Below are 16471 nucleotides of genomic sequence, written 5' to 3'. Positions count from 1 at the left end.
CAATCTGTGGAAGGAAGAGGCGTCATGACGGAAATAGTAAAAATGAAAGAGCAGCTACAAATATCGCTTTCTGATTTTCAAGAGCAAGCTTCTTTACAAAGCGGGCAAATTTTTGTAGTGGGCTGTAGCACGAGCGAGGTGCTCGGAGAGAGAATTGGGACATCAGGAACGATGGAAGTGGCGGAAGCGATTTTTTTTGAGCTAAAACAATTTCAAGAGCAAGCTGGTATAGAGTTGGCATTCCAATGTTGTGAGCATTTAAATCGTGCTTTAGTAGTAGAGAGAGAAGTAGCAATGAAGTATCAATTTGAAATTGTAACTGTTACGCCTGTTAGATCAGCCGGTGGTGCATTAGCAACATATGCCTATCACAATCTAAAGGATCCTGTAGTCGTGGAATTTATAAAAGCAGATGCGGGCATGGATATCGGTGATACATTTATTGGTATGCATCTAAAACATGTTGCGGTTCCAATTCGTACACGTGTAAAAGAGATTGGAAGTGCACACGTAACGATGGCTAAAACACGTGCGAAACTTATTGGTGGGGCACGTGCTGTATATGCGGCAGTAGAAGAAACAGTTACCTGTAGCTAAAAATAAAGAAGAAACAGAAATACTGTATCCTTTATATAACATGTAAAGAGGTATGTAGTCTGACTTCGTAAAGGATAAAAGAAAAGACCGAACTCGGTCTTTTTTTCTTTTATGATATAGAAAGTCATGTTAGAATGTAGTTGAAAACATGAAGGTTCTAAAGAATTACAACTTGAATTTTCGTTTTTTCTCAATAAATAAGAAAAAACTATCGGGAATCAGTGTAATTCGTTCAGAAAAGGGGGATTTTGGTGGATCATTTAAAACGTCAAGATGAAAAGGTATTTGCTGCAATTGAAGCAGAACTAGGAAGACAGCGTTCAAAAATTGAATTAATTGCCTCAGAAAACTTCGTAAGTGAAGCTGTAATGGAAGCACAAGGTTCTGTTTTAACAAACAAGTATGCAGAAGGATATCCTGGTAAACGTTACTATGGCGGTTGTGAGCATGTAGACGTAGTAGAGGATATTGCACGTGATCGCGTAAAAGAAATCTTTGGCGCAGAGCATGTGAACGTTCAACCACACTCTGGTGCACAAGCGAACATGGCTGTATACTTCACGATTTTAGAGCAAGGCGATACAGTACTTGGTATGAATTTATCCCACGGTGGTCACTTAACACACGGAAGCCCTGTTAACTTCAGTGGGGTACAATATAATTTCGTAGAATATGGCGTTGATGCTGAATCACACCGCATCAATTATGATGATGTGTTAGCAAAAGCAAAAGAACATAAGCCAAAATTAATCGTTGCAGGTGCAAGTGCGTACCCTCGTGTTATCGATTTCAAGAGATTCCGTGAAATCGCAGACGAAGTTGGTGCATACTTAATGGTAGATATGGCACATATCGCAGGTTTAGTTGCAGCAGGTTTACATCCAAACCCAGTACCACATGCACATTTCGTTACAACAACAACACATAAAACATTACGTGGCCCACGTGGCGGTATGATTTTATGTGAAGAAAAATTTGCAAAGCAAATTGATAAATCAATCTTCCCTGGTATTCAAGGTGGACCACTAATGCACGTAATTGCTGCGAAAGCTGTTGCATTTGGTGAGACACTTCAAGAAGACTTTAAAACATATGCACAAAATATCATTAATAATGCACAGCGCTTAGCAGAAGGTCTTCAAAAGGAAGGACTTACACTTGTTTCTGGTGGAACGGACAACCATCTTATCTTAATCGATGTTCGTAACCTAGATATTACAGGTAAAGTTGCAGAGCATGTATTAGATGAAGTTGGTATTACTGTAAACAAGAACACAATCCCATTTGAAACAGCAAGCCCATTTGTAACAAGCGGCATACGTATTGGTACAGCGGCGGTAACATCTCGTGGCTTCGGATTAGAAGAAATGGATGAAATTGCAGCAATTATTGCTCATACGTTAAAAAATCATGAGGATGAAGTTGCATTAGAAGAAGCACGTAAGCGTGTAGAAGCATTAACAGATAAGTTCCCAATGTATACAGATCTATAATAGATTAGATGAAGACTGCTGAAGCATATATTGTTTCAGCAGTCTTTTTTTCATTTGAAACACAAGTTCTTAATAGATAGTTTTTCAGAATACCTTCTATAAGTGATAGTTTCTACCGTAGAAGATATGAAATTGTAGTTTTCTCTGTCTGCGAGTGGCAGGATAAATGGGTTTTAAGATAGTAAAATTTGGATATTTCCACATAGGAGAGCGGGTTAGCTAAGTGAGAACATAGATAACTTCCGAAGTATGTATACAAACAATGAATAATTTTTGGATATATAATGAAGGATACGACTTCCATAATTGGTAAAGATATTAGGTAGGTTCATAATAGATTTGAAACTTTTCCAAATTTGCCCTTGAATATTAGTAGCGTTTTCTTTACAATCGTAAATAGTGTAAAACGGCGTGTACGCACGCATGAATATCATCTGAAGGAGAGATTCACATGGGAAAACTGTATGTATTTGATCACCCGTTAATTCAACATAAGATTACATATATTCGCGATAAAAATACAGGTACAAAAGAATTTCGTGAATTAGTGGATGAAGTAGCAAGCTTAATGGCATTTGAAATTACACGCGATCTTCCACTTGAAGAAATCGAAATTGAAACACCTGTAAGCAAAGCGAAAACAAAAGTGATCGCTGGTAAAAAGCTTGGTCTAATTCCGATTTTACGTGCAGGCTTAGGAATGGTAGACGGAATTCTGAAATTAATCCCAGCAGCAAAAGTAGGACACGTTGGTTTATACCGTGACCCAAAAACATTGCAACCGGTAGAATACTATGTGAAACTTCCAACGGATGTAGAAGAACGTGACTTTATCGTACTTGATCCGATGTTAGCAACAGGTGGTTCTGCAGCTGAAGCAATTAACTCTCTGAAAAAGCGCGGTGCGAAGCAAATTAAATTAATGTGTATCGTAGCTGCACCAGAAGGAGTAAAAGTAGTACAAGAAGAACATCCTGATGTTGATATTTATGTGGCGGCATTAGATGAAAAATTAAATGACCATGGTTATGTTGTTCCAGGTCTTGGCGATGCTGGTGACCGTTTATTTGGAACGAAGTAAGACAACAGACGAGAGGGAATTCCCCACTCGTCTTTTTTGTATAAATATTGAGGGTAGGGGAGGAGTATGGTGTTTTTTGTATATGCAACATAACTTGCATATTTTTCACATATAATATAGAAGTCAAACGTCTAATAAGCCCTATATTATAGAAGAAAAACGTTATATCGTAAAAATATAATAGTGACAAACTTGTGAACTTTTTCTTCTATTATAAGGAGAAAACTTGAAGAAATCAGATATCTTTGACCAGTATTTAGAAGGGGAACGTTTTCATTTTTGGCAAGAAATTACTAATACTCAAATTTTTTGATTTTTTACGATTTCTCGTTGACAGTGCTAATACCCTATTGTATGCTAACTACGGGGATGGATGGTAGGGCTTTCAGTGACAAATTTGCATCTATTCCGTGACGAAAAAGTAAACTTTTTATTTTGTATAGAATTTATGCAAGAAAATGAGTTATTATTAACACATCGTGAATGAGGGTTACATATTGGAGGGATGAATCCTTGCAAAAAAACGATCGCAACCCGGTAAAAGCTTATGCTTTAATGTCAGGTATTCTTGCTCAATTAGTTGGTTCCATTCTTGTTGGAATTTTTGGTGGGCAATGGATTGATAGTAAGGTTGGAACGTTTCCGTTGTTTCTTATTATAGGCTTATTGCTAGGATTAGGAACAGGGATTTACGCAATGATTCGACTCATTCGACATTACTATTCGGGAGAGCAATGATGATAGACGTACATGGACTTGTCCACAGACAAAAGAAATATATGTACTACTTGCTTGCGCTTCTAGTGCTAGGATGGGGATTTACCTCTTACAAGGATGTATTTCTTGGACTGATTATCGGAACGATTTTCAGTTTTCTTAGTTTGCGCATCATTGCACGTAGAACAGACAAGCTATTAGATCGCGTTACAAATGGAGAAAACGTGAAATTTAAAGCAACGGCTGTTAGTACATATTCGAGATTTGCCACGATTGGGTTATTAATTTTATTTGCCGCGAAATATCAGCATTTAATTGCGATGTGGAGCTTAGGTGTAGGATTGCTGACAGGATATCTTGTCATGATCATAGATTTTCTTTATTTAGAGTATAAGAGCAGGGAAGAGAGGTGAATTACTAGTGGAACACGGTAAATTAGTTGAATTTCTAGGTTTAACGTTCGATTTGTCCTCAGTCATGATGGTTACTGTGGCAGCAGTTATTGTTTTCTTAATCGCTGTTATTGGAACTCGCACATTAGCTCTTCGTCCAACAGGAATGCAAAACTTTCTTGAGTGGATTTTAGACTTTGCGAAAGGGATTATTAACAGTACGATGGACTGGAAAACAGGTGGACGCTTTTTAACACTCGGCGTTACACTTATGATGTTTATTTTCGTATCAAACATGCTCGGCCTACCATTCATGTATTCAACAACTGAGGCTGGTGAACACATTGCATGGTGGAGATCGCCAACGTCTGACCCAGCAGTTACATTAACATTAGCCGTGATGGTAGTTACCCTCACCCATTATTATGGAATTAAGATGAAGGGTACAAAAGAATACTTAAAAGGATTTTTCCAACCTATGAAGTTCTTATTTCCTTTAAAGGTTATTGAGGAATTTGCTAACACATTAACGTTAGGTCTTCGTCTATTCGGTAACATCTATGCTGGTGAGATTTTATTAGGATTACTTGCTAAATTAGGCGGAAGTACAGTACTTGGAGCATTAGGTGCTATTGTGCCGATGTTAGCATGGATGGGATTCAGTGTATTCGTTGGTTCAATCCAAGCGTTTATCTTTACAATGTTAACGATGGTTTATATGGCTCATAAAGTAAGTCATGACCATTAATATACTTTAATAAGTAAGTAAAAAAATCTATTTTTTTATAATACAAAGGAGGACAAATTAAATGAGTTTAGGTGTAATCGCAGCTGCAATTGCAATTGGTTTATCAGCATTAGGTGCAGGTATTGGTAACGGTCTTATCGTATCACGTACAATCGAAGGTGTTGCTCGTCAACCAGAATTAAAAGGCGCACTTCAAACAATTATGTTCATCGGGGTTGCATTAGTTGAGGCACTTCCAATCATCGGTGTAGTTATTGCATTCATCGTAATGAACAAATAAGGGAGACTCCCCTTACATAGATGGCGAAGAGTGTTTTTGGACTTTCTTCGCCATTGCTTTATGAACGAAATGGTTGTCTTTTTTTTCATATAGTCAATTTAGATATCACGAAGGGAGTGAATCCTTGTGCCAACTTTAATTTTAGGAGCTGCCATTCCATTTGGAACGATTGCTTATACATTGTTAGTTTTCCTAATTTTATTAATCATGCTACGTAAATTTGCTTGGGGTCCTTTGATGGGAATTATGAAGGAACGTGAAGAGCATGTTGCTAGTGAAATCGATGCTGCAGAACAAAACAATGCAGAGGCGAAGAAATTAGTAGAAGAACAACGTGAAATGTTAAAACAATCACGTGTTGAAGCACAAGAGTTAATCGAAAGAGCGAAAAAGCAAGCAGAAGATCAAAAAGATGTTATTGTTGCTGCTGCAAAAGAAGAAGCAGAATCTATTAAAGCATCTGCTGTACAAGAAATTCAACGCGAAAAAGAGCATGCGATTGCTGCTCTGCAAGAACAAGTCGCTTCTTTATCTGTTCAAATTGCTTCTAAAGTAATTGAGAAAGAATTAAAAGAAGAAGACCAAGTGAAGTTAATTCGCGATTATATTAAAGAAGTAGGAGAAGCGCGATGAGCAATGAGATTGTAGCAAAACGTTATGCTGTCGCTCTTTTTCAAATTGCAAAAGAAAAACACGTATTAGAAATGTTTGAGGAAGAATTACGCCTTGTACAAAACGTTTTTGTAAAAAACGGAGAACTACATAGCTTTTTAACACAACCAAACATTTCAAAGGAGCAGAAAAAAACGTTTCTTTCTAACGTGTTTGCTTCTGTTTCTGAATCAATTTTAAATACGTTATATATTTTAGTTGATAACAAACGTATTGAAATTCTACCTGAAATTGCAAATGAATATGTTGCTCTTGCTAATGAAGAACGTAACGTAGCTGATGCAACTGTATATTCAGTTCGTCTTCTATCAGAAGATGAAAAGCTTAACATTGCAGAATCATTTGCAAAAAGAACAGGAAAAGATGCAATCCGTATAAAAAATGTTGTAGATGAAGATTTACTAGGCGGCATTAAAGTACGCATTGGAAATCGCATTTATGATGGTAGTTTACAAGGAAAATTAGCACGTATTCAGCGTGAACTTATGAAGAATAGATAGGGGTGAAGCACATGAGCATCAGAGCTGAAGAAATTAGCGCACTGATAAAGCAACAAATTGAGAACTATCAGTCTGAAATCGAAGTTAGTGATGTTGGTACAGTTATCCAAGTTGGTGACGGTATCGCGCGTGCTCATGGTCTAGATAACGTTATGGCTGGTGAACTTGTAGAGTTCTCTAACGGCGTTATGGGACTAGCACAAAACTTAGAGGAAAATAACGTAGGTATCATTATTTTAGGACCTTACACAGAAATCCGTGAAGGTGACGAAGTTCGTCGTACTGGTCGCATCATGCAAGTGCCAGTAGGAAAAGAACTAATCGGTCGTGTTGTAAACCCATTAGGTCAACCAGTAGATGGTTTAGGCCCAATCAATACAACAAGCACTCGTCCAATCGAAAGTCCAGCACCAGGTGTAATGGATCGTAAATCTGTTCATGAGCCACTTCAAACAGGTATTAAAGCGATCGATGCTCTTGTACCAATCGGTCGTGGTCAACGTGAGTTAATCATCGGTGACCGTCAAACTGGTAAAACAGCAGTTGCACTTGATACAATCTTAAATCAAAAAGATGAAGATATGATTTGTATCTACGTTGCAATTGGACAAAAAGAATCTACAGTACGTAACGTAGTAGAAACACTACGTAAGCACGGTGCGTTAGAATACACAATCGTTGTAACTGCATCAGCTTCTCAACCAGCTCCATTATTATACTTAGCTGCTTATGCTGGTGTAACAATGGGTGAAGAGTTCATGTACAATGGTAAACACGTATTAGTAGTATATGATGACTTATCAAAACAAGCAGCTGCTTACCGTGAGCTTTCATTACTATTACGTCGTCCTCCAGGTCGTGAAGCATATCCAGGGGATGTATTCTACTTACATTCTCGCTTACTAGAGCGTGCGGCAAAATTAAGTGATGCAAGAGGCGGCGGTTCTTTAACAGCTCTACCTTTCATCGAAACACAAGCAGGGGACGTATCAGCTTACATTCCAACAAACGTAATCTCTATTACAGATGGACAAATCTTCTTACAATCTGATTTATTCTTCTCTGGCGTACGTCCAGCGATTGATGCAGGTACTTCAGTATCTCGTGTTGGTGGATCTGCTCAGATTAAAGCGATGAGTAAAGTATCAGGTACACTTCGTCTTGACCTTGCGTCTTATCGTGAGTTAGAAGCGTTCGCTCAGTTCGGTTCTGACCTTGATAAAGCAACACAAGCGAAATTAAACCGTGGTGCTCGCACAGTTGAAGTATTAAAACAAGGATTACACAAGCCGTTACGAGTAGAGAAACAAGTTATTATTCTTTACGCTTTAACACGTGGATTCTTAGATGATATTCCAGTAGCGGATATCACTCGTTTTGAAGAAGAATTCCATGCTTGGTTAGATTCAAATGCAGCTGAGCTATTAAGTGAAATTCGCACAACAAAGAAACTTGCGGATGACGACAAATTTGCAGCAGCAATCAACGGATTCAAAAAAGTATTCGTAGCTTCTGAATAATAAAAAGCGGAAGCGGCTTCTGCCGCTGAAACTAGATTATATAAACAGGCAATTCTTACAGGAATTGCTGACGGTTATGTAGAGGAAAAGAGTAGGTGCACCTATTCTTTTCCTTCAATCATGAGCAAGAATATCTTGCAATGTAGATTAGAAAGATGAACGAAAAGGATTCTTACTAATCGTGCCAACTTCCGGAAAAAAGGTGGTGAAAACCTGTGGCATCTTTACGCGATATAAAAGCGAAAATTAACTCGACTAAGAAAACGAGTCAAATTACGAAAGCGATGGAGATGGTATCTGCATCGAAGTTAAGTCGTGCAGAGCAAAATGCTAAATCTTTCGTTCCGTATATGGAAAAGATTCAAGAAGTAGTAGCGAGTATTGCGCAAGGTAGCAAAGGGATCAATCATCCAATGCTAACAGCGCGTCCTGTAAAGCGTACAGGATACATCGTTATTACATCTGATCGCGGACTAGCAGGTGGTTATAACAGTAACGTATTACGTACAGTAAGTAACGTAATTCGTGAACGTCATAATATGGATTCAAACCAATATTCAATTATTGTGCTTGGACGACTAGGACGTGATTATTTAAAACGTCGCGGCTTTAACATTATTGATGAAGTAGTTGGATTATCTGACCACCCATCATTTACAGATGTTAAAGACCTTGCTTCTCGAGCAATCGCGATGTTCGCAGATGGTGCTTATGATGAACTGTACATTTACTACAATCATTTTGTAAGTAAAATTTCACAAGAAGTAACGGAAAATAAAATTTTACCGCTTACGGAAGTGACATCTGACAAACCGACGACAGCTTATGAATTTGAACCTTCTGAAGAAGATATCTTAAAAGTGTTATTGCCACAATACGCAGAAAGCTTAGTGTACGGTGCATTACTAGACGGTAAAGCAAGTGAACACGCAGCGCGTATGACAGCAATGAAAAGTGCTACAGACAACGCGATGGAAGTTATCGATTCACTTACACTTTCATTCAACCGTGCTCGTCAAGCAGCGATTACGCAAGAGATTACGGAAATCGTTGGTGGCGCAGCAGCGTTAGAATAGTAATATAAGGCGGAAGCGGTTCGTTCAGAATGGGAGGGGGATGGAGCTTTTGACGTAGAGGCGCTCTTTGCCTCGCAGGAAAAAGCGAAGTCACCGAGCATTCTAACCGCTGGAGCTAGATTAATAAAAAGCGGAAGCGGCTCTTTTGGAAGAGTCGCCCAAGCTATACTAATAAAAAATGAAAGCCGACTCTCATAGAAAGCTGGCTAATTTAAAGAAAGCTAGGAGGGAACCCGATGAATAAAGGGCGCGTTACGCAAATCATGGGTCCGGTTGTAGACGTTAAGTTTGACGGCGGAAAGCTACCTGAAATCTACAATGCCCTTAGAATTAAACAAGACGCAGTTAACTTAACTTTAGAAGTTGCACTTCACTTAGGTGATGATACAGTTCGTACAGTTGCGATGTCTTCCACAGACGGACTTGTTCGTGGTACTGCAGTAGAAGATACTGGCAAAGCGATTTCTGTTCCAGTTGGTGATGCAACACTTGGTCGTGTATTTAACGTATTAGGTGATGCAATTGACTTAGATGGTGAGGTTCCAGCAGATGTACGCCGTGATCCAATTCACCGTCAAGCACCTGCATTCGAAGAGTTATCTACAAAAGTAGAAATTCTTGAAACTGGTATTAAAGTAGTAGACTTACTTGCTCCTTACATTAAAGGTGGTAAAATCGGTCTATTCGGTGGTGCCGGTGTAGGTAAAACAGTATTAATTCAGGAATTAATTAACAACATCGCACAAGAGCACGGTGGTATCTCTGTATTCGCTGGTGTAGGTGAGCGTACTCGTGAAGGTAACGACTTATACCATGAAATGAGCGATTCTGGCGTAATCAAGAAAACTGCGATGGTATTCGGACAAATGAACGAGCCACCTGGTGCACGTCAACGTGTTGCATTAACAGGTTTAACAATGGCTGAACATTTCCGTGATGAGCAAGGACAAGACGTACTATTGTTCATCGATAACATCTTCCGTTTCACGCAAGCGGGTTCTGAAGTATCTGCCCTTCTTGGTCGTATGCCATCTGCGGTAGGTTATCAGCCAACACTTGCAACAGAAATGGGTCAATTACAAGAACGTATTACATCTACAAATAAAGGGTCTATCACGTCTATCCAAGCGGTATATGTACCAGCCGATGACTATACTGACCCAGCACCAGCTACAACGTTCGCTCACTTAGATGCAACAACAAACTTAGAGCGTCGTTTAACACAAATGGGTATTTACCCAGCGGTAGATCCATTAGCATCTACATCTCGTGCACTTTCTCCAGAAATCGTAGGAGAAGAGCATTATGAAGTAGCTCGTCAAGTACAGCAAACTCTTCAACGTTATAAAGAGCTTCAAGATATCATCGCTATCTTAGGTATGGATGAGATCTCTGAAGAAGATAAGTTAGTTGTACAACGTGCTCGTCGCATTCAGTTCTTCTTATCACAAAACTTCCACGTAGCGGAGCAATTTACAGGTCAAAAAGGTTCTTACGTACCTGTAAAAGAAACAGTTCGTGGTTTCAAAGAAATTCTAGAAGGAAAATATGATGACCTTCCAGAAGATGCATTCCGTCTTGTTGGTAGTATTGAAGAAGTTATTGAAAACGCGAAGAAAATGATGGCGTAAGGCCTTAGGAGGGACGAATTATGAAGACATTTCCAGTCAGTATTGTAACTCCTGATGGACCGGTTTACGAAAAAGAAGTAGAAATGGTAAGCGTGAAGGCAGAAAGTGGGGAAATGGGGATCTTATCAGGTCACATTCCAACTGTTGCACCGCTGAAAATTAGTGCGGTTCGTTTGAAAAATGGCGGTCACACTGATTATGTAGCAGTAAGCGGTGGCTTTATCGAAGTTCGTCCAGATAAAGTAACAGTATTAGCACCATCTGCTGAAGAAGCAAACCATATCGATATTCATCGTGCAAACGAAGCGAAGCGCCGTGCTGAGCAACGTATGCAAGATAAACAAGTACATGTTGACTTCAAGCGTGCAGAACTGGCGCTGCAGCGTGCAGTAAACCGTTTGAACGTTTCTGATATGAAATAAAAAAATCCGTAAAGGTTCATTCCTTTACGGATTTTTTATGCTGTGATGTTAAAGTACTGTAAAAGAAAAAGGTTAAGTATAAAAAAGCTCTCTCAATCAACATTTCCCTATATTTTAAAAAATGGAAAACTATGTATCATAAAAATGGTATAATTATTATGTTTCTACTTAGAAACTCGAGACTTTGGTTGAACAAAAGGGGATGAGAATTTGATTAGTGAAATGAAACGAGAAGCTTTGCAATCATTGAAGGGGAGATGGGGACTGGGTATAGGTTCGACAATTTTATATTTTATTTTAAACTATCTTATATCGATAATCCTCGGACTTATTATAATACTGCCTTTTGCTATTGTATTTTTATTAGTAGTCGATTATACAACTATATTTGAAGGGGAAGAGATGGGAATCGGTGTAGGTCTTGGCATTGTGATGTTCTATTTACTTATAATAATTGCTAATATTGCATCATATGGTATTATGGCGTATGGTCTCACGAGCGTGTATGTACAGATCAGTAGGAGAAAAGATGCTTCACTAGATGCTTTATTTGAAGGATTCCGTGGTTTTAAAAGAATGTGGAATGCTGCGAAACCAATGTTCTTAATCTTTTTATATTGTGGGATTTGGATTCCTGTTGTAGTAATCAGTATCTTTTTTTTGTTAGCACAAGTTGGTAATGGAGCTGGAGAAGGATTAGGTATTGCCTTTTTAGTTCTATTGATTATTGCATTTATTATTGTTATTATTATTTATTTTTCTTATACAATGACATATTATGTTATGATAGAACATCCGGAATATGGTGTTTTACAAGCGATGAAAGAGAGTAAGGCAATTATGAAAGGGCATAAAATGGATTTATTCCTTTTATGGTTGAGCTTCATCGGTTGGGCAGTGTTACCTATAATTCCTTTTTTATGGCTAAGTTTCATGGGTTGGAACGTGTTAGCTATGTTTATTTTTGGAATAGGATTTGTTTTGTTATGTCCATATTTTTTAACAACGACAGCGCATTTTTATCAACACATATCAAATAAAGAATTATGATAGGAGTACATATAGAAACGAGATGCACATATGTACTTTATCTTTTTGAATGATGAAAACCCCCAGCATGAACATTAATTGTTCATACTGGGGGTCTTTTGTAGGAATTTCATAAATTCTTTACCGCTTAGCGGTTTGCTAGAGTAATAACCTTGCATATATTTACAGCCATTGTTTTGTAAGAATTGGAGTTGTTCTTTCGTTTCAATTCCTTCTGCAACAACGGAGAGTTGTAATGTATTTGCAAGTGAAAGAATCGTTGATACAATCGCTTTTTCTTCTTCGCGATGTTCAGCCATTTGTGTGAATTCTCTTGGTACTTTTAATGTATTAATTGGATAAAGAGATAGATAGGCAAGTGACGAGTAGCCGGTGCCAAAATCATCGATTGATGTTTGAACTCCGTATTCTTTTAATTGTCTTAGCTTTAATAAAGTTTCTTCTTCATCTATCATGGCGATTCGTTCCGTTAATTCGAGTGTTAAGAATTTGGGCTCCAAGTTTGTTTCTTGCAGTATATTTAGAATTACATCGATTAAGTTATCCTGCTGAAATTCTTTTGCTGATAAATTAACGCTCATATTTAAATCAGTATAGCCAAATTGATGCCAAGCTTGCAGTTGTTGACAAGTCTGTTTTAACATCCAGTGACCGAGCGGGATTATTTGAATCGTTTCTTCCGCTATCGGAATGAACTCACACGGAGAGATAACACCTAGATCTAGATGTTGCCAACGAATTAATGCCTCTGCTCCGATTACCTTTTTTGTGACGACATCGATTTGTGGTTGGTAGACGATAGAGAATTCATGATTTGCTAAGGCAAGCGGTAAGTCTTTTTCAATTCTAGCTTTTCGTTCTATCTTTTCATACAGCTCTTTTGTATAAAAAGAACTACCATTTTTCCCTTTATGTTTCGTTTCATACATCGCCATATCAGCATGCTGCAAAATAGACATCACATCTTCACCATCTTCTGGATAGATGGCGATACCGATGCTTGGTGAGATTTGCAGTAGATGATTTTCAATTTCAAATGGTTTATTCATCGATGATAAAATGTTGTCTGCAACTCTTTGCACTTCAGAGTTTTCTTCATAATCTTCTATAAGAAGTGTAAATTCATCTCCAGCAAGCCGCACAATCTTCACATTTTGTTTTGAAATTTGCTTCAATCGTTTTGCTACAGCAATTAAGAGAAGGTCTCCTATTCGATGTCCCAGAGTATCGTTTATAATTTTAAAGCGATCTAAGTCAAGAAATATAACTGCAAAGGATTCTTGTTCTTTTTTCGCCTTTATAATGGCGGATTCACGGTATTCCTGGAAAGCACGGCGATTTGCTAGTTCAGTTAATGTATCATGATATGCTAGGAAGTTAATTTGCCTTTGTTGTTGTTCACTTTCTGTAATGTCTTTAATCATCAGATAAATTCCTGTAATATGTTCCTTTAATATAATAGGAACAGCTGTAACGTGTAAATAATAAATGTCTCTGTTTTTATGGTATGCTCGTATATCTAAAGAAATAGAGCGTCCTTGTTTTACATGGCGGAATGCGTCGATTACTTTTTGTGAATCCTTTTCATAAACGAGGGAATGACATGGTTTTTGTAACAACTCGTTTGTTTGATAGCCAAGTAATGTAGTTCCGGCATTATTAACATTTAAAAAATCCCCATATAAATCTAATGTGAAAATTGGATCTGGATGATGTTCATATAAAGATTTAAACATTTGCTTGCTTTGAAACAATTCATTTTTTTGATCTACTAAATCTTCTGTGCGTAACTCAATTTGTTTTTCTAGTTCTTGACTGAAATGGAGTTGTTGTAGTAAAAGTCTTTTATTTTGTCTTCGTATTAGCAGGTGGCGAAGTAATACGAAGAAAAATGTGATGATAAAGCCAACTACTAAAACAGGAGAAAAGGTATGTTCCACTAATATAAAAGTAATAAGTGTAATAACAGATATATATGGTAACGATAAACGAATTGTTTCACCAGATTTAGGTGTTAATAATACTTGGCTAGGTTTCTGTTTTGCATTTGTACGAATGAGACATGCAAATGTAACCATCATGAATAAAGCTTGATAAAATGGTGCAATAATAAACATAGAGTATCCAGGTTTAATATATTTAATGTAAGCATAAACCGAATCTAGAATGGCATAAAAAATAAGAGCACTACTAAGTAGAGCAGCAACCTGTTTTGACATCAAAGATAGCGGACGGAATAATAAGCTAATTCCTATTAATAAAAATACTAAATCTGCCATTGGATACATAAGTAAAACAAATGGAGCTATAGGAGACATTATATTTGTATGAATAACATTCGAAATAAAAAGGTAATAGCATATTGTAAATAAAGCCGTGACAATGATGCAAACATTACATAAGGTAAAGAGTTTTTTCCATGTTGTACTTTCATACATCAGTGTATAAAAGAATGCCACTATGTAGCTGATTAAAAATAATAAATAAAAGGCATCAGACGGATCAACAAATGTATAATATTCGTGCAAAATGAAGCGTTGATAAGCAACGATGATATCACCGATAAAATAAAATACCGAACCAATTGTTAATGACATCTAAATTTTATAATAATGCCCTTTTTTATTGCGTGAAAAATAGAGCAAATAACTACAAATTATAATGTCGAGCGAGATGGTCGTTAAGCCTGTGATCATTTGAAATGGAATAGAGTATTTTGAATAAAAAAGTAATCCTATATAGTGAATCATAAGGTATAACAATAAAGAGCCTATAAGGATGGTTAAATGTGTGTGATTCTTTGTTTTCACTAAATTCACCTGCGATATAGACGAGTATAAAGCGTCTTTTCTATTTTCTTGAAGAAGTTGCTTGATACGTATATGCAGTGTCCATATTTTATTTTACACATTTATGACAAATTGTAAAAATGAGGGGAGAGTTGAGTGGTTATTAAACTGGTTAAAATGACTGTAAACCAAGTAGTATGAGGGAAAATCTCACCTTATGTTACTTGGTTTTTCTTTTTCCCAATATATCGACATAGGAATTTGAAGTTTGTTATAATGAACGTAATAGTTGCATTATTTAGAAAAATTTAAAAATAATAAATAATGCAGGTGAGACATATTGTTTACTAAGTGAACTTGTTCTTAATTTAGGGGGGAGGGCTTCAGGGTGGCAAATGTATATGAAAATAGTTATATGATTGTTGGCATCTTTTTACTATTGGGCATATTACTGCCGGTAGTGGCTCTTACATTAGGCAAGCTGCTGCGCCCACATAAACCAAGTGCAGCAAAGGAAACGACGTACGAAAGCGGAATTGAACCCTATCATGATGCAAATGTTCGTTTTCATGCTCGTTATTATATTTTTGCATTATTGTTTGTCATTTTTGATGTGGAAACTGTATTTTTATATCCGTGGGCTGTCGCATATGACAAGCTTGGTTTGTTCGCGCTTATTGAAATGTTGATCTTTGTCATTATGTTGCTCATTGGTTTGGCCTATGCTTGGAAAAAGAAGGTGTTACAATGGTTATAAATTTTGAAGATTTACATCCAGGGGAACGAGCGGAATTAGAGAGAAATATCTTTTTTACAACACTTGAACAGATAAAAGGATGGGCACGTAGTAATTCTTTATGGCCGATGACATTTGGACTTGCATGCTGCGCGATTGAAATGATGGGAGTTGGCTCATCGCATTATGATCTAGACCGGTTTGGGTCATTTTTCCGGACATCGCCGAGGCAATCAGATGTCATGATTGTTTCAGGAACAGTAACAAAGAAAATGGCACCAATTGTGCGTCGTTTATACGATCAAATGCCAGAACCGAAATGGGTTATTGCAATGGGTTCTTGTGCAACAGCTGGTGGCCCGTATGTGAACTCGTATGCTGTTGTGAAAGGGGTGGACCAAATCGTACCGGTAGATGTGTACATTCCAGGATGTCCCCCGAACCCAGCTGCTTTAATTTATGGGATTAATAAATTAAAAGAGAAGATTCGTTACGAAGCAAAGACTGGAAAGCAGGTGACGAATAGATGAGCGATCCGAATAAAGAGATAGAGGACATGAAAAAAGAGGCGGCAAGACATGCGAAAGAAGAAGCGCGGAAACGGCTTGCTGCTAGGCATGAGGTGGAAATGTCTAAGAGTGAGGTACAAGGAGAAGAAAAAGAGAAAGCGCTACCAAAAGAGGCGGAGATAAATATAGAGGAAGCAAAACGACTTGCCGCAGAGGCAGCAAAAGCAAAGGAGGCAGCGTTAGCGAAGCAGAAAGCAA

Annotated in this window: 17 protein-coding genes and 2 pseudogenes; 18 read left to right on the top strand and 1 reads right to left on the bottom strand. The window is 37.7% G+C overall.

What is annotated here, in order from left to right; translation table 11 throughout:
• The first annotated feature begins 24 nt into the window (after positions 1 to 24).
• The 15 genes from BPMYX0001_RS23180 to BPMYX0001_RS23110 all read left to right on the top strand — a co-directional run bounded on the left by BPMYX0001_RS23180 (position 25) and on the right by BPMYX0001_RS23110 (position 12179).
• The gene (locus tag BPMYX0001_RS23180; RefSeq protein ID WP_018764926.1) at positions 25 to 597 is read left to right on the top strand and encodes a TIGR01440 family protein; all 573 of its coding nucleotides are present in this window, start codon (positions 25 to 27) and stop codon (positions 595 to 597) included.
• Between the two features lie 251 nt (positions 598 to 848).
• Positions 849 to 2090 (top strand): serine hydroxymethyltransferase, encoded by a 1242-nt coding sequence (glyA, locus tag BPMYX0001_RS23175; protein ID WP_006096657.1) that lies wholly within the window; start codon positions 849 to 851, stop codon positions 2088 to 2090.
• 451 nt (positions 2091 to 2541) lie between these two features.
• Entirely contained in the window at positions 2542 to 3171 is a 630-nt protein-coding gene (upp, locus tag BPMYX0001_RS23170) for a uracil phosphoribosyltransferase (protein ID WP_003202275.1), read from the top strand.
• A gap of 373 nt (positions 3172 to 3544) precedes the next feature.
• Positions 3545 to 3658: a DUF4024 domain-containing protein gene (locus BPMYX0001_RS23165; RefSeq protein ID WP_003202277.1), complete on the top strand. Its 114-nt coding sequence runs from the start codon at positions 3545 to 3547 to the stop codon at positions 3656 to 3658.
• A 26-nt stretch (positions 3659 to 3684) separates the two neighbouring features.
• A complete protein-coding gene (locus BPMYX0001_RS23160; protein ID WP_001171217.1) occupies positions 3685 to 3909 on the top strand; it encodes an AtpZ/AtpI family protein in 225 nt (74 codons plus the stop codon).
• Positions 3909 to 4301: an ATP synthase subunit I gene (locus BPMYX0001_RS23155; RefSeq protein ID WP_006096656.1), complete on the top strand. Its 393-nt coding sequence runs from the start codon at positions 3909 to 3911 to the stop codon at positions 4299 to 4301. The genes BPMYX0001_RS23160 and BPMYX0001_RS23155 overlap by 1 nt, the downstream gene beginning before the upstream one ends.
• Positions 4302 to 4308: 7 nt before the next feature.
• The gene (gene atpB / locus BPMYX0001_RS23150) at positions 4309 to 5028 is read left to right on the top strand and encodes a F0F1 ATP synthase subunit A (RefSeq protein ID WP_006096655.1); all 720 of its coding nucleotides are present in this window, start codon (positions 4309 to 4311) and stop codon (positions 5026 to 5028) included.
• 61 nt (positions 5029 to 5089) lie between these two features.
• Positions 5090 to 5308, top strand: coding sequence for a F0F1 ATP synthase subunit C (gene atpE, locus BPMYX0001_RS23145; RefSeq protein WP_000052064.1), 219 nt, complete (start codon positions 5090 to 5092; stop codon positions 5306 to 5308).
• A gap of 126 nt (positions 5309 to 5434) precedes the next feature.
• On the top strand, positions 5435 to 5941 hold the full coding sequence (atpF, locus tag BPMYX0001_RS23140; protein WP_003202282.1) for a F0F1 ATP synthase subunit B: 507 nt from the start codon (positions 5435 to 5437) through the stop codon (positions 5939 to 5941).
• Positions 5938 to 6480 carry a F0F1 ATP synthase subunit delta gene (locus BPMYX0001_RS23135; RefSeq protein ID WP_018764928.1) on the top strand — a complete coding sequence of 181 codons (543 nt, stop codon included), beginning with the start codon at positions 5938 to 5940 and terminating at the stop codon, positions 6478 to 6480. Before atpF ends, BPMYX0001_RS23135 begins: the two co-directional genes overlap by 4 nt.
• 11 nt (positions 6481 to 6491) lie before the next feature.
• Positions 6492 to 8000, top strand: a complete 1509-nt coding sequence (gene atpA / locus BPMYX0001_RS23130) for a F0F1 ATP synthase subunit alpha (RefSeq protein ID WP_006096654.1) — start codon at positions 6492 to 6494, stop codon at positions 7998 to 8000.
• A 215-nt stretch (positions 8001 to 8215) separates the two neighbouring features.
• Positions 8216 to 9076 (top strand): F0F1 ATP synthase subunit gamma, encoded by an 861-nt coding sequence (gene atpG, locus BPMYX0001_RS23125; protein ID WP_003202288.1) that lies wholly within the window; start codon positions 8216 to 8218, stop codon positions 9074 to 9076.
• Between the two features lie 236 nt (positions 9077 to 9312).
• A complete protein-coding gene (gene atpD, locus BPMYX0001_RS23120) occupies positions 9313 to 10707 on the top strand; it encodes a F0F1 ATP synthase subunit beta (protein WP_006096653.1) in 1395 nt (464 codons plus the stop codon).
• 20 nt (positions 10708 to 10727) lie between these two features.
• Positions 10728 to 11129, top strand: coding sequence for a F0F1 ATP synthase subunit epsilon (gene atpC / locus BPMYX0001_RS23115; protein ID WP_006096652.1), 402 nt, complete (start codon positions 10728 to 10730; stop codon positions 11127 to 11129).
• A 210-nt stretch (positions 11130 to 11339) separates the two neighbouring features.
• Positions 11340 to 12179: a DUF975 family protein gene (locus BPMYX0001_RS23110; RefSeq protein WP_006096651.1), complete on the top strand. Its 840-nt coding sequence runs from the start codon at positions 11340 to 11342 to the stop codon at positions 12177 to 12179.
• A 74-nt stretch (positions 12180 to 12253) separates the two neighbouring features.
• Here the strand turns inward: BPMYX0001_RS23110 and BPMYX0001_RS29640 are convergent.
• Positions 12254 to 14929, bottom strand: a pseudogene (locus BPMYX0001_RS29640) (putative bifunctional diguanylate cyclase/phosphodiesterase).
• Positions 14930 to 15356: 427 nt separating this feature from the next.
• On the opposite strand from BPMYX0001_RS29640, the gene BPMYX0001_RS23100 reads away from it, so the two are divergent.
• The 3 genes and pseudogenes from BPMYX0001_RS23100 to BPMYX0001_RS33315 all read left to right on the top strand — a co-directional run.
• A complete protein-coding gene (locus BPMYX0001_RS23100) occupies positions 15357 to 15725 on the top strand; it encodes an NADH-quinone oxidoreductase subunit A (RefSeq protein ID WP_006096649.1) in 369 nt (122 codons plus the stop codon).
• Positions 15716 to 16234, top strand: a complete 519-nt coding sequence (gene nuoB / locus BPMYX0001_RS23095) for an NADH-quinone oxidoreductase subunit NuoB (RefSeq protein WP_018764931.1) — start codon at positions 15716 to 15718, stop codon at positions 16232 to 16234. Before BPMYX0001_RS23100 ends, nuoB begins: the two co-directional genes overlap by 10 nt.
• A pseudogene (locus BPMYX0001_RS33315) lies at positions 16231 to 16471 on the top strand (NADH-quinone oxidoreductase subunit C); the annotation flags it as partial. The gene nuoB and the pseudogene BPMYX0001_RS33315, both read left to right, overlap by 4 nt.

This window comes from Bacillus pseudomycoides DSM 12442, assembly GCF_000161455.1.
GTDB classification, from domain to species: domain Bacteria; phylum Bacillota; class Bacilli; order Bacillales; family Bacillaceae_G; genus Bacillus_A; species Bacillus_A pseudomycoides.
Note: the sequence above shows the minus strand (reverse complement) of the source record. Positions and strands in the feature narration are given on the sequence as shown.

Bases quoted from the DNA above. Each gene is read 5' to 3' on its own strand.
- atpD (WP_006096653.1), top strand. From the start codon at position 9,313: ATGAATAAAGGGCGCGTTACGCAAATCATGGGTCCGGTTGTAGACGTT.
- nuoB (WP_018764931.1), top strand. From the start codon at position 15,716: ATGGTTATAAATTTTGAAGATTTACATCCAGGGGAACGAGCGGAATTA.
- BPMYX0001_RS23180 (WP_018764926.1), top strand. From the start codon at position 25: ATGACGGAAATAGTAAAAATGAAAGAGCAGCTACAAATATCGCTTTCT.
- atpC (WP_006096652.1), top strand. From the start codon at position 10,728: ATGAAGACATTTCCAGTCAGTATTGTAACTCCTGATGGACCGGTTTAC.
- BPMYX0001_RS23135 (WP_018764928.1), top strand. From the start codon at position 5,938: ATGAGCAATGAGATTGTAGCAAAACGTTATGCTGTCGCTCTTTTTCAA.
- upp (WP_003202275.1), top strand. From the start codon at position 2,542: ATGGGAAAACTGTATGTATTTGATCACCCGTTAATTCAACATAAGATT.
- BPMYX0001_RS23165 (WP_003202277.1), top strand. From the start codon at position 3,545: ATGGTAGGGCTTTCAGTGACAAATTTGCATCTATTCCGTGACGAAAAA.
- atpA (WP_006096654.1), top strand. From the start codon at position 6,492: ATGAGCATCAGAGCTGAAGAAATTAGCGCACTGATAAAGCAACAAATT.
- atpE (WP_000052064.1), top strand. From the start codon at position 5,090: ATGAGTTTAGGTGTAATCGCAGCTGCAATTGCAATTGGTTTATCAGCA.
- BPMYX0001_RS23155 (WP_006096656.1), top strand. From the start codon at position 3,909: ATGATAGACGTACATGGACTTGTCCACAGACAAAAGAAATATATGTAC.